Here is a 12,835-nt window from a genome sequence, read left to right as displayed (position 1 = left end):
ATTTTTATTATCTGTTACCTGCATGAGTTCTGAAAGTACGTGTAGGTGAAAACTCTCCGAGTTTGTGGCCCACCATGTTTTCAGTAACATAGACAGGGATGAATGTTTTTCCATTATGTACGGCTATTGTTTCGCCCACCATATCGGGGAAGATCACCGAAGCCCTGCTCCAGGTTTTGATCACGGTTTTCTTTCCACTTGCTTTTGCTTTTTGAACTTTCTCGATCAGCTTGTGGTGAACAAAAGGCCCTTTTTTAATAGATCTTGACATAAGAATCGTTATTAATTGGTTGTTTTTCTTCTGGAAATAATGAGTTTAGACGAATGCTTCTTGCGCGAACGCGTTTTAGCTCCTTTGGCGATCAATCCTTTTCTGGATCTTGGATGTCCTCCGGAAGAGCGTCCTTCACCACCACCCATCGGGTGATCTACAGGGTTCATTGCAACACCCCGGTTTCTTGGTCTCCATCCCAGCCATCTGTTACGACCGGCTTTACCGATACGCTCCAGACTGTGATCCGGATTGGAAGTACTTCCCATCGTCGCTTTGCACACAGACAGAATTTTGCGGATCTCACCGGAAGGCATTTTGATCGATGCATAGCGGTCTTCCTTACCCATCATGATGGCTGCAGTTCCTGCGCTTCTCACCAGACAAGCTCCCTGACCCGGGTGCAACTCGATTGCGTGGATCGGAGAACCGAGTGGAATGTCCTCTAAAAACAAAGAGTTTCCAACATCGGGAGTGGCTTTTTTTCCACTCATAACGCTATCGCCAACTTTGAGACCGTGAGGAGCGATGATGTATCTTTTTTCTCCATCGACATAGTTCAATAAAGCGATATGCGCAGAGCGATTCGGATCGTATTCAATGGATTTTACTTTTCCCGGAATACCATCTTTATCTCTCAGAAAATCGATTTTACGATATTGCTTTTTGTGACCACCACCCCGGTAGCGCATGGTACGTCTTCCCTGGTTGTTGCGGCCTCCGTGCGAACTGATGCTTTCGACCAGTGATTTTTCCGGTTTGGCTGCGGTGATCTCCTCATGCGTCAGCTGAACGCGAAAACGCATTCCGGGAGTAATCGGATTTAGTTTTTTAACTGGCATATCGTTTATTATTTCTCGTCACCAAATATGTTTATTTCATCGCCGGCTTTCAGGCTCACAAAAGCTTTTTTGTAAGCAGCTTTTTGTCCTTTCAACACAGCACTTCTCGTATTTCTCGTTTTCGGTTTGCCCGGCATCACTGCGGTATTCACAGAATCGACAGTAACGCTGTACATTTTTTCGATGGCCTTGGAGATCTCAATTTTATTGCTGTCTCTGGCTACCAAAAAAGTGTATTGGTTCTTTTTTGTAGAGAGGATCTCTGATTTTTCAGTGACCACCGGTCTGATGATGATTTGCTTTTTCATTTCTGTGCGATTAAGCTAGTGTTTCACTTATTTTACCAATGCTGGATTCGGTCAGAACCAGTTTTTTGCAATTCAGAATATCGTAGGTATTCAGATCTTTTGCTACCCTCAAATCCGCGCAAGGAATGTTTCGGCTGGACATGTAAATCGTTTCATTGTAGTCGGGCGTAACGACCAGGGTCTTTACTTTATCGACCTGAAGATTTTTCATGATGCCAGCAAATTCGCGTGTTTTGATCTCATTCATCTGAATGTCTTCCACCACAACGATGCCTTCACCTGCTGCTTTTTGAGAAAGCGCTGATTTACGAGCAAGCTGGTTTACTTTCTTGTTTAATTTCTGCGTATAATCTCTTGGGTGCGGACCAAAAGCGCGACCACCCCCTTTGAAAGTGATGTTTTTCATAGACCCTGCTCTCGCTCCACCTGTACCCTTTTGTCTTTTGATCTTTCTGGTTGAACGGGCTACTTCGTTGCGCTCTTTAGAATCGTGAGTACCCTGTCTTTGATTGGCCATGTAGGCCTTTACAGCCAGATAGAGGACGTGTTCATTGGGTTCGATCCCAAATATATTATCGGGCAGTTCGATACTGCGGCCGGTGCTTTTTCCTTGAATATTCAGTACATCCAGTTTCATGCCTGCTTATTTTTTTTCAATGATTACAATAGAACCCTTATGTCCCGGAATTGCGCCTCTGACCAGCAGAAGATTTTTTTCGGGCATTATTTTGGCAACTTTCAGATTCCTCACTTTGATGTTGGTATTTCCTTTCTGGCCGGCCATTCTCAATCCTTTCACTACTTTAGAAGGATAGGAAGAAGCGCCGATAGAACCCGGAGCACGCAATCTGTTGTGCTGACCGTGCGTAGCATTCTGAACCCCACCGAAACCGTGGCGTTTGATGACCCCTTGAAATCCCTTTCCCTTACAGATCCCACTGGCGTGAATGACATCTCCTTCGGCAAACACTTCAGAAACTTCCACCTGGTCTCCCAGTTGTTTTTCAAGGCTGCAATCCCTGAACTCCACAGAGCTTTTCTTGGGAGTGGTATTTGCATTCTTGAAATGGCCTGTAATCGCCTGATTGGCATTTTTGGCCCTGGCTTCTCCATAGGAAAACTGCAAAGCAGAGTACCCATCGGATTCCTCTGTTTTAACCTGTGTAACTACATTCGGAGAAACTTCTACAACGGTACAGGCAATAAATTTGCCGTCCTTGTCATAGATACTCGTCATGCCGACTTTAGTTCCAATTAATCCGTTCACAATATGTGATTTTAATGATGTTATTAAATAAGATCTCCGTTTGACGGGAAACCTCAAAAAAACAGGATGGAAGACGCTTAAGACAATTTAACCTGTATGTCTACTCCACTGGGCAGTTCGAGTTTCGACAACGCATCTACCGTTTTATTGGTAGGCGTATAAATCTCGATGAGCCGTTTGTGTGTCCGAAGTTGAAACTGCTCACGAGCTTTCTTATTTACGTGCGGTGATTTGAGCACGGTAAATATTTCTTTCTCAGTGGGCAGCGGAATCGGACCAGCAACAACTGCGCCACTACTGCGCACTGTCTTCACAATTTTCTCCGTACTCTTATCGACCAGGTTGTGATCGTAAGAGCGAAGTTTAATCCGAATTTTTTGATTCATGCCTTTATATATTACTATTCAATTTTTACTAACTATACTTTCACGGTTCCTTTCGCCTTGGCGATGATCTCTTCAGCGACCTGCTTGGGCACCGGTGAATAATGTGAAAACTCCATGGTTGAGCTTGCTCTTCCTGAGGTAATGGTACGCAACTGGGTCACATAACCAAACATTTCGGAAAGTGGCACTTCAGCCTGGATGGCCACAGCGCCTCCCATTCTTTGCTCCTGACCTTTGGGCATCCCTCTCCTTCTGTTGAGGTCGCCGATAACCGGACCTACGTATTCATCCGGAGTAATCACCTCCAGTTTCATGATGGGTTCCATCAATTGGGGACCTGTTTTAGGAGCCGCTTCGCGGAAGCCGTCCTTTGCACAAAGTTCGAAAGCCTGTGGCTTGGAGTCGACCGAGTGCATAGAGCCGTCGAATACACGGATCTTCATGTTTTCGAGGTTGTATCCGGCTAAGATCCCGTTGTTCATCATCGATTCGAAACCCTTGATGATCGGTTGGATGTATGCTTTATCGATGGCACCCCCGAATACGTCCCAAACGAACTGCATTCTGGTTTTGCCATTTTTGTATTCGTCGCTTTCGAGGAAAGTCTCGTCGGCAGGACCGATGTCAAATTCCATATCGGCAAACAAACCCGAACCCCCCGTTTGCTTTTTCAAACGTTCGCGGTGGGTTACCGTTTTGGTCATCGATTCCTTATAATTTACCTGAGGAGCACCCTGGTTGCATTCTACGCCAAACTCGCGCTTGAGGCGATCGACGATGATCTCCAGGTGCAACTCGCCCATTCCGCTGATGATGGTCTGGCCCGTATTTTCATCGGTAAACACGCGGAAGGTTGGGTCTTCTTCAGCTAATTTCGCCAAAGACATACCCAGTTTATCCTGATCTTTCTGTGTTTTCGGTTCGATGGCGATAGAGATCACCGGTTCCGGGAATACCATAGATTCCAGGATGATCGGATTGTTCTCGTCGCAGAGGGTATCTCCAGTTTTAATATCTTTAAAACCAACAGCTGCAACGATGTCGCCTGCTTCTACAAATTCGATGGATTTACGATCGTTGGCATGCATGAGGAACAATCTGGAAATACGCTCTTTTTCCATGATGATCCGGTCTTTGTCTGTACGTACTTTCATTACATACGAACCTGCATCGAGACGGCCTGAATAGACGCGCATGAAAACCAAACGGCCCACGAAGGGGTCGGTAGCCACCTTGAATGCCAATGCAGCGAAAGGATCGGTAGCTGAAGGTTTCCTTAGCAATTCTTCCTCTGTTTTCGGATGGGTACCTTTTACCGCTTCCACATCGACCGGAGAAGGAAGGTAAGCACAAACTGCATCCAGCACAGCCTGAACGCCTTTATTTTTAAAAGCCGAACCGCAAAGCATGGGTACGAATTTCATATCGCACACTGCAGAACGGATGGCGTTGATCATTTCCTGTTCGGTAATGGTATCGGGGTTGTCGAAGAATTTAACCATCAGATCGTCGTCGTATTCGGCAATCGATTCGATGAGTTCCTGGCGGCATTCCTGTACCTGATCAGCGATATCGGCCGGAATTGGAATTTCTTTATAAGACATTCCTTTGGAAGCTTCGTCCCAGATCATGGCTTTGTTGGTAATGAGATCCACCACACCGGTAAAGTGTTCTTCCGCGCCGATGGGAACCTGCAAAGGAATTGCTTTGGAACCCAACATGGTGCGCACCTGACTCACTACATTAAAAAAATCGGCACCCTGGCGGTCCATTTTATTGACAAAACCCAGTCTGGGTACCTTATAGTTATCGGCCAGCCTCCAGTTGGTTTCGCTCTGAGGCTCTACCCCGTCAACGGCACTAAAGAGAAAAACCAGTCCGTCGAGTACTCTCAGCGAACGGTTCACTTCCACGGTAAAATCCACGTGCCCGGGAGTATCTATAATATTAACGGTATAGGACTGCTCTTTCCAGTTCCAGTTGGTCTGTGTAGCCGCAGAAGTAATGGTAATACCACGCTCCTGTTCCTGTGCCATCCAGTCCATCGTGGCTGCACCATCGTGCACCTCTCCGATTTTGTGAGTAAGCCCTGTATAATAAAGGATGCGTTCTGTGGTCGTTGTCTTACCCGCATCGATGTGCGCCGCAATTCCGATATTCCTCAAGTATTTTAGATCCTTTGACATCCTTTACTCAGATTATTAAGATTTGAAATGTGCGAAAGCCCTGTTGGCCTCTGCCATTTTATGTGTGTCTTCTCTTTTCTTAACAGCAGCTCCTTCGTTCTTGCTGGCTGAAATGATTTCGTTGGCAAGTTTGTCGGCCATTCCTTTTCCAGCGCGCAAACGCGAATATTTGATCAGCCATTTGATGGCGGTCACCGTTTTGCGGGCCGGTCTCATTTCCTGAGGGATCTGGAATGTGGCGCCTCCGATTCTCTTTGGTTTAACCTCGATGTGAGGCATGACGTTGTTGAGGGCGCGTTGCCAAACTTCGTGCGGATTCTCGCTGAGTTTGGATTCCACCTGGTCCATGGCCTTATAGAATATGCTGTAGGCGGTACTCTTTTTACCTTGCCAGATCATGTTGTTCACAAACTGAGTCACCAGAGTATCTCCAAACCTTGGGTCTGGTTCCAGAATTCGCTTTTTTGGTTTATGTTTTCTCATGCAGGATGGAAATCTATTTGACGATTATGATATTTTATTTCTTAGGTCTTTTACTACCGTACTTGGATCTGCTCTTTTTGCGGTTATTCACTCCGGCTGTATCGAGGGCTCCTCTGACGATGGTATAACGCACACCCGGAAGATCCTTGACCCTGCCTCCACGCACCAGTACGATGGAGTGTTCCTGCAAGTTGTGGCCTTCACCCGGGATGTAACAGATCACCTCAATGCCGTTGGTCAATCTCACCTTGGCTACTTTCCGGAGGGCGGAATTTGGTTTTTTCGGAGTGGTCGTATAAACCCTGGTGCAAACCCCTCTTTTTTGCGGATTTGACTGGAGGGCCCTGGACTTACTTTTGTACTCCACTTTTTCCCGTCCTTTTCGGATCAATTGATTAATAGTAGGCATATTTTAGTTTATCTGAAATTTTTGAATTTTTATAGATTACACATTTTCAATACCTTATGGCATACCTATCCCATAAAGAGACGCAAAAATAGTATACTTTGGCAGATCTGCAAAGCCGTACTTGAATTTTATTCTATTATTTTGCATGTCGTTAACAGGCTGATCCAGCCAAACATAGATCTAGTTGTATGCAAATCGCGAATATCAGGAAAGCCGTACCCTCCGATGCCGAAGCCATGCTCGAACTGGTCAAAGAACTGGCTCTGTTTGAGAAAGCCCCCGAAGCAGTCAAAACCCAGGTAAGCGATTACAGCGATGGGTTGAGCTCGGGTTTGTTTCAAGCTCTGGTCCTCGAGATCGACGGACGGGGTGTGGTGGGCATGGCCTTATTTTTCCCTTACTTCTCGACCTGGGGAGGCAAGACCCTGTATCTGGAAGATTTTATCGTTCAGGAGGCGCTTCGCGGAAACGGGTATGGCAGAATGTTGTTTGAAGCTTTTCTCGAAGAAGCGAAACAACAGGGAGCTAAAAAAGTCAAATGGCAGGTCCTGGACTGGAACGAACCGGCCCGTCAGTTTTATAAAAAGTATGGAGCTGCGCTGATCCCGGGTTGGGAAAACGGCGTGATCGAATTTGAACAGGGATGATTCGAGGTATTGTCAAGTCTATCGGAAATACTTATTTCAGTTATTTTTTTGCTGCGATCCTGACTGTTTTGATGTTGCGGACTGCAGAGACCCTGCATGTGTATCTCCGGTTTGATCCCAAACAGTTGTTCGCATCCGAGTTGCTCGGTTTGGTCACCGACATTTTTCAGTGTGGATTGGTCTTGTGTTTGGTATTTCCCTTGCACAAACAACTGTTAGCCCGGTTTCCCGGATTTGGAAAAAAGTACGGCTGGTACCTGATCGGATTTTTTACGTTCATGCACATCACCATTTCCGAATACTTTTTCTATCAGTTGCGGCCACTCGACGTTTTCGTGTTTAAGCACAAAACAGAGGAATTGGTATTTTCGGTGAGTACTGCAGAATCGCATGTTTTATTGCCGGCTCTGATCAAATACAGCAGCATCATGCTCTTGTATTTTATATTGGCCATCACCCTGCATAAACTCGTGTTGTCAGAAAAGACGCAAAAATTCCTGATGTATGTCTTTTTAGTATGTTCGTTTATTTCCATTATTCTCAGCAACAGTTTCAAACTTCCCGTATCCGGTAATCTCGTTGTCAACAAGTCCACATTTTTATACGTCAACATCGCTAAAGAAATTTATCTGAAGCTGACCGACAAAGATCTGCGCAAACATGCCAAAAGATTTCAGCAGGAATTTCCGGGTCCGCAGTATACGGATTTACACTATCCATTTCTGCATCTGGCTGACAGCAGCGAAAAACTTTCGGAGTATTTGATTCCAGGCGAGAAACCGCCTCATCTGGTTTTGATCATTGTTGAAGGACTGGCCGACGATTTTATTCACGACCTGCATGGCATGAAGCTGATGCCGTTTATGGATAGCTTGTCGCAAAAGAGTTTGTACTGGGACCGCTGCCTCGCGACTTCCGAACGATCGTTCGGTGCCACTCCATCTCTGAACGGTGCCCTCCCCTTTGGCAACAATGGATTTGCCTTGATGGATAAGTATCCTTATCATTTTTCGCTGGTGAATGTTTTGAATGAGAATGCTTACAAGACCCGGTTTTTTTACGGACAGGGAGCCTGGTTTCACGGCAAGGAAAATTTTTACCGATTCAACAACATCGGCGACATCATCGATAAAGAAGATTACGAAGCAGATTTTGAAAAAGTATTTGTCGGCAAGGAAAAGTATTTCTGGGGATACAACGACATCGATTTATTTAAGAAATATTTTCGGGAGACTGAAGAAACAGAAGACAGCAGCAGGTACGATGTATTTTTTACCGGAACCTCGCATGCCCCCTTTGCAACCAAAGACGAAGGCTTGTACAGGAGCAGGTACAAACAACATCTGAAGGAATTGCGGGATCCCGAACTGAAAAAACATTTTACACAATGCGCAAAGTACTACACAGCCCTATTGAATGTCGATGATGCCTTAAAAATGTATTTGACCGATTTTGCGAAACGCAAAGATTATTGCAATACGGTATTTATCATCACCGGCGACCATGCCATCACGGAAATCCCCATACCCAATTCCATAAAGAAATATCACGTTCCGCTGTTGCTCTATTCTCCCCTGCTCCAGCATCCGCGAACCTTCCATGAAGTCTGCAGCCATTTAGATTTGTACGAGACGCTGGTGCCCTGGTTACAAAAACAATATGGTTTGCGCGTGCCTCGGTTCAGCAGTGCGCTATCGACCGGATTTAAATTTGACACTGGATTTCAAATTGAAAAAGTCATACCCCTGATGACGGACAACCGTCGGATCGACGATTTTTTTTACAACGGAATGTATTTGTCGGAAGGCAACCGTATGTTTAAAGTGGGCCGGAATTTTGAATTGGAGGAATATTACAACAACAAGACCTTTCATTTTTTACAACGCAAGTTGGAATGCTATCGCGCAGCCAGTGTGGTGGCGACGGAAGACGAGATGCTGTTGCCAACGAAGATATACGACGATTATTTTGGCTATAAGGAAGTGGCGTTGTACGAAGTCAAAGAACAACTCCCTTTACCTGAAGACGGACTGACTATTTTCAAGGATCTGCCGTGTAGCTACTCGCAATATTACATCGACTTAACGCTGAGCAGTTGGAACATTTTTAATTTTCATCCAGCCTGCATCGTAAGCATCAAACAAAAGTCTACCGGTAAAATCCTGCACACCCAGGAATTCAGCAAAACCGGATCCTCGACGTTGCAATTTCATATACCGGTGATCCTACTCCCCGAATGGAGGAACAATGTTATGCTCGATGTGCAGATCCGCGACAAGGAGATGGGCGTGAGTTTGCTGAAGGAAGTGAGGGGAAGGGTTTTGGGGAGGTAACTGTCTGAACTGTGATTGGTGTGATTGGTGTGATTTACATGATAGATATGATCAATGGTTGAATTGTGTTGGATGTGGTGGGGAATTGACAAAACCGGGATAGACGCTATAAAAATGAAGATAAAAAAGATATTAAATCTGTACATCGTTCTATATTTTTTTCTGTAGCCTATCAATATAAGATAATGTAATTCATGGTCATCCTATAAATCACAGTTCAGACAGCTGATTTCGGGATATTTGTCAAAGCAAATTCATACAAAATCTGCATTTCAAATGGATGGGTTTGTAAATGTTGGTTATAGGAATTCAATGATATGATAACAGAATGCAGTTAATGGATCCATATTCAGACCTGGATAAACTAAACATATTCAAAAGCCTTTTCAAAGGAAGAGAAGATGTCTTTGCCATCCGCTGGGAAAAGCAAAATAAGAGCGGATACATGCCTGCGTATCAATATGACAGGTACATGTATCGGCTGCATCAGATGAAAGGAGGGAGTTTCAAAGATTATAAAGACAAGACTTATCTTCCTCTGACAGATCAGGAATTTATAAAGCACCTTAATGGGGAACAACTCATAGGTATATATCCATTGTTGCAAGATAACACGTCCTGGTATATAGCAGCAGATTTTGATAAAGCCCATTGGGAGTATGAAAGTCAGCAATTGATAAACGCCTGTTCAAAATATAATATTCCGGCCTACCTGGAACGATCCCGTTCAGGACGTGGTGGACATGTTTGGATATTTTTTGACCAACCCTACCCTTCTGCTAAAAGTCGCAAAATATTCATTCAGCTTTTAGAAGAATCCGGAATTTTTTCGGAGTTTGATAAAAATTCAAGCTTTGACAGGCTTTTTCCTAACCAGGACTTCCTATCCGAAAAAGGATTGGGCAATCTTATTGCCTTGCCCCTATACAAGCCAGCCCTGGAAGCAGGAAATAGTTGTTTCTTAGATAATCAATTTCAAGCCTATCAAGATCAGTGGAAGTTTCTTTTAAACATTCAGCGGGCAACGAAATCACAGCTCGACGCAGTTTTCAACCAACTTTTTCCTAACAGCTCCCCAGTTTCATCCATTGTTTATTCCAAAAAGTTATTCATCATACTTCAGCATTCAATCCGTATCAACCGATCAGGTATGACGCCGGATCTGATCCAGTTCCTTAAAAATGAATTGAATTTTTCAAATTCGGAATACTTTATCAAAATGAAATCAGGCAGAAGCACCTGGGGCACTGAAAAGTTTTTCCGGTTGATTGAAGAAACGGATCAGGAAATCATCATTCCCAGGGGATTTATAGGGAAATTGATTCGGTATTGCAAACAGCAAAAATTGGATTTTGAATTTCAGGATGAACGAAAGAAACACAATGCAATCCTATTCCACACCAAGCTTACTTTAAGAGCGCATCAGTTGTTAGCCATTAATGCCGTAAACCGCAAAGATTTAGGAATTATCTCTGCCCCACCCGGATCAGGTAAAACAGTGATCGGCTTAAAGATCATCGCAGACAAGCTACAACCTGCACTCATTGTCGTACACCGGAAACAACTGATGGAACAATGGATTGAGCGCATCCAGGAATTTCTGGGAATCTCCAAAAACGAAATAGGCAGGATTGGACAAGGAAAAGTCAATTCCGGAAAAATGATCACTGTGGCCATGATCCAGAGCCTGGAGAAATACTTAAAAAAACAAAACACAGAAGAATTTGCAAATTCATTTGGAACGATTCTTATAGATGAATGCCACCATATTTCCGCAGAAACTTTTCGAAATACCATTTCTAAACTTTCCCCATACTATCAATATGGATTAACGGCTACACCCTTTCGAAAAGGAAGTGACGAAAAAATGATATTCGTTCATTTGGGAGAAATTATATCCGAGATCAAACCACAAGACATCGAACATTACAAACGAGCCCGAATCGTCATCCGTGACACGACTTTGGATGTGCCTTTTAACCTTAAAACAGACCCTTTCGAAACTTTGTCAAAAATTTTGATACACGATACCACCAGAAATAAACTGATACTGGAGGATATTATTTCAGAACTAAACAAAGGGAGAAAGGCTATCATCATTTCCGAAAGAAAAGACCATATTAATATCCTTTATCATTTTATAAAAAGCTCGTACGAAGTCATCACATTAATTGGAGATGAACCGGAAAACATCCGGAAAACGAAATGGAAACAATTGAATGATGGGAATTATCAGGCATTGATAACTACAGGACAATTATTTGGCGAAGGAACAGATCTTCGAAATGCATCCTGTCTTTTTCTTGTGTATCCGTTTTCATTTAAAGGAAAGCTCATCCAATATATTGGCCGCGTGCAAAGATCGGAAGTCACTCCTGTCATTTACGATTACAGAGATCGAAAGATCGATTATTTAAACCGATTGTTTTTGAAAAGAAATATCCATTACAGGCATTTTGAAAAACAAGCAACTTTATTTGACGATTTTGAAAATCCAGAGCATTTACCTACAAAGACTTTTAAACTGGATAAAATCCTCAAATTATCTTTTGATCAATTGAATTTTCAATTTGGAGCCATTTCATTTCAATACAAGGTTTCTGATAAAGAAACGGAACTGGAATTTGAAATCGAAAATGAAGTAATCAGACCTGAATTTGACGTTTTGAAACCTTACTTCACTAAAATACTGAAATCAAACAGAGTGGAAGTCAAAGTATTTGCAGAGTTTGAAAATGGTCAGCTGGTTTCGCAAATGGCCACTTCTGATGCTCTGGAAAAAATCAATCGGGAGATCATAGAAAGTGTAAAGTTCCGCTATATTGAGCAAGGCATCATTGGGCAACAATATGGGCGGAAGGAAACCAACATGCTTGATCTGGGTGAGTTACAGGAAGACCAAAAAGGAAAAGCCCTGTATCATTCTGAAGCGCAACTTATCGATGACTTGCTGAAAAATGAAAAAGCCAGACACTACAGACAATTGCGTTATCTGGCAAATAAACACGATCGTACCATTATAAAGATCCGGTTTGTTTTGAATCCATTTTCTTTTGTGTTTCTTTTGACCGGGGAAGAGAAATATCATGTAGTGCTGGAAACGCTCGACACGGAAGAAGCCACGTATATCTGGCATATCGTTAAAAACATAGAAATTTTACAGGAACAATTAAAATCAATAGAAAGGGATTTTAACATCCTCAGAAACCAGGGCCGTCAGGCTTTTCTGGAAACCCAACCGATTAATTTTAGCAGAATATTTCATAACTATTCAGATGAGAGGAAGGGATTTGTAGTCTGGAAGGATCAATTGGAAGAGAGGATCCTTTAGATTAACCCACGTCAATGAAAACAGTGCCACTTATGAATTTGGTAAACGCACACCCAAAGGCAGCTTAAAAATCGCTTTGAGAAGCATTTAGCCAAAGTGGCTTTGTGGCATGGGTTACAGAATGCTTATCAAAGATTTTTATAATGATTAGCATACAAGATTTAAGATCAAATAGGACCGCAATGCTTCATTCCATTCAAATTATACGTATGAAACAACATATTATAAAAATAAATATTTTTGCCCACATGGTAACAAATCTGAAAACTTATTAACTTTGTTTGTACCAGCCGCCCCGAAAAGACGCAGTTGGCAGATTTTAGCCTGTAGCTTTCTTCCAAGGAAAGTTCAATTTTTAGACTCTATCTATTT

Annotated in this window: 12 protein-coding genes; 3 read left to right on the top strand and 9 right to left on the bottom strand. The window is 43.2% G+C overall.

What is annotated here, in order from left to right; genetic code table 11:
- Positions 1-7 precede the first annotated feature (7 nt).
- From rpsS to IPM34_07010, 9 genes are all read right to left on the bottom strand, one after another.
- The gene (rpsS, locus tag IPM34_07050) at positions 8-271 is read right to left on the bottom strand and encodes a 30S ribosomal protein S19 (GenBank protein MBK8955297.1); all 264 of its coding nucleotides are present in this window, start codon (positions 269-271) and stop codon (positions 8-10) included.
- 11 nt (positions 272-282) lie between these two features.
- Complete coding sequence (rplB, locus tag IPM34_07045) at positions 283-1,113, bottom strand: 50S ribosomal protein L2 (protein ID MBK8955296.1); 831 nt, start codon at positions 1,111-1,113, stop codon at positions 283-285.
- 8 nt (positions 1,114-1,121) lie between these two features.
- The gene (gene rplW, locus IPM34_07040; GenBank protein ID MBK8955295.1) at positions 1,122-1,421 is read right to left on the bottom strand and encodes a 50S ribosomal protein L23; all 300 of its coding nucleotides are present in this window, start codon (positions 1,419-1,421) and stop codon (positions 1,122-1,124) included.
- Between the two features lie 10 nt (positions 1,422-1,431).
- Positions 1,432-2,058, bottom strand: a complete 627-nt coding sequence (gene rplD, locus IPM34_07035; GenBank protein MBK8955294.1) for a 50S ribosomal protein L4 — start codon at positions 2,056-2,058, stop codon at positions 1,432-1,434.
- A gap of 6 nt (positions 2,059-2,064) precedes the next feature.
- Entirely contained in the window at positions 2,065-2,688 is a 624-nt protein-coding gene (rplC, locus tag IPM34_07030) for a 50S ribosomal protein L3 (GenBank protein MBK8955293.1), read from the bottom strand.
- Between the two features lie 77 nt (positions 2,689-2,765).
- Positions 2,766-3,074, bottom strand: coding sequence for a 30S ribosomal protein S10 (rpsJ, locus tag IPM34_07025; GenBank protein MBK8955292.1), 309 nt, complete (start codon positions 3,072-3,074; stop codon positions 2,766-2,768).
- A 32-nt stretch (positions 3,075-3,106) separates the two neighbouring features.
- Complete coding sequence (gene fusA / locus IPM34_07020) at positions 3,107-5,260, bottom strand: elongation factor G (protein MBK8955291.1); 2,154 nt, start codon at positions 5,258-5,260, stop codon at positions 3,107-3,109.
- A 15-nt stretch (positions 5,261-5,275) separates the two neighbouring features.
- Positions 5,276-5,743: a 30S ribosomal protein S7 gene (rpsG, locus tag IPM34_07015; protein MBK8955290.1), complete on the bottom strand. Its 468-nt coding sequence runs from the start codon at positions 5,741-5,743 to the stop codon at positions 5,276-5,278.
- 34 nt (positions 5,744-5,777) lie between these two features.
- Positions 5,778-6,152 (bottom strand): 30S ribosomal protein S12, encoded by a 375-nt coding sequence (locus IPM34_07010; GenBank protein ID MBK8955289.1) that lies wholly within the window; start codon positions 6,150-6,152, stop codon positions 5,778-5,780.
- Positions 6,153-6,340: 188 nt separating this feature from the next.
- Here IPM34_07010 and IPM34_07005 point away from each other — a divergent pair, with 188 nt between their 5' ends.
- From IPM34_07005 to IPM34_06995, 3 genes are all read left to right on the top strand, one after another.
- Entirely contained in the window at positions 6,341-6,799 is a 459-nt protein-coding gene (locus IPM34_07005; protein MBK8955288.1) for a GNAT family N-acetyltransferase, read from the top strand.
- Complete coding sequence (locus IPM34_07000; GenBank protein MBK8955287.1) at positions 6,796-9,132, top strand: LTA synthase family protein; 2,337 nt, start codon at positions 6,796-6,798, stop codon at positions 9,130-9,132. The genes IPM34_07005 and IPM34_07000 overlap by 4 nt, the downstream gene beginning before the upstream one ends.
- A gap of 337 nt (positions 9,133-9,469) precedes the next feature.
- Positions 9,470-12,463 (top strand): DEAD/DEAH box helicase family protein, encoded by a 2,994-nt coding sequence (locus IPM34_06995; GenBank protein ID MBK8955286.1) that lies wholly within the window; start codon positions 9,470-9,472, stop codon positions 12,461-12,463.
- Positions 12,464-12,835: the final 372 nt, after the last annotated feature.

It is taken from the genome of Saprospiraceae bacterium (genome assembly GCA_016716185.1).
Lineage (GTDB): Bacteria > Bacteroidota > Bacteroidia > Chitinophagales > Saprospiraceae > Vicinibacter.
Note: the sequence above shows the minus strand (reverse complement) of the source record. Positions and strands in the feature narration are given on the sequence as shown.

Coding starts and splice junctions, on each gene's coding strand:
- rpsS (MBK8955297.1), bottom strand. CDS start 271: ATGTCAAGATCTATTAAAAAAGGGCCTTTTGTTCACCACAAGCTGATC.
- rplB (MBK8955296.1), bottom strand. CDS start 1,113: ATGCCAGTTAAAAAACTAAATCCGATTACTCCCGGAATGCGTTTTCGC.
- rplW (MBK8955295.1), bottom strand. CDS start 1,421: ATGAAAAAGCAAATCATCATCAGACCGGTGGTCACTGAAAAATCAGAG.
- rplD (MBK8955294.1), bottom strand. CDS start 2,058: ATGAAACTGGATGTACTGAATATTCAAGGAAAAAGCACCGGCCGCAGT.
- rpsJ (MBK8955292.1), bottom strand. CDS start 3,074: ATGAATCAAAAAATTCGGATTAAACTTCGCTCTTACGATCACAACCTG.
- fusA (MBK8955291.1), bottom strand. CDS start 5,260: ATGTCAAAGGATCTAAAATACTTGAGGAATATCGGAATTGCGGCGCAC.
- rpsG (MBK8955290.1), bottom strand. CDS start 5,743: ATGAGAAAACATAAACCAAAAAAGCGAATTCTGGAACCAGACCCAAGG.
- IPM34_07010 (MBK8955289.1), bottom strand. CDS start 6,152: ATGCCTACTATTAATCAATTGATCCGAAAAGGACGGGAAAAAGTGGAG.
- IPM34_07005 (MBK8955288.1), top strand. CDS start 6,341: ATGCAAATCGCGAATATCAGGAAAGCCGTACCCTCCGATGCCGAAGCC.
- IPM34_07000 (MBK8955287.1), top strand. CDS start 6,796: ATGATTCGAGGTATTGTCAAGTCTATCGGAAATACTTATTTCAGTTAT.
- IPM34_06995 (MBK8955286.1), top strand. CDS start 9,470: ATGGATCCATATTCAGACCTGGATAAACTAAACATATTCAAAAGCCTT.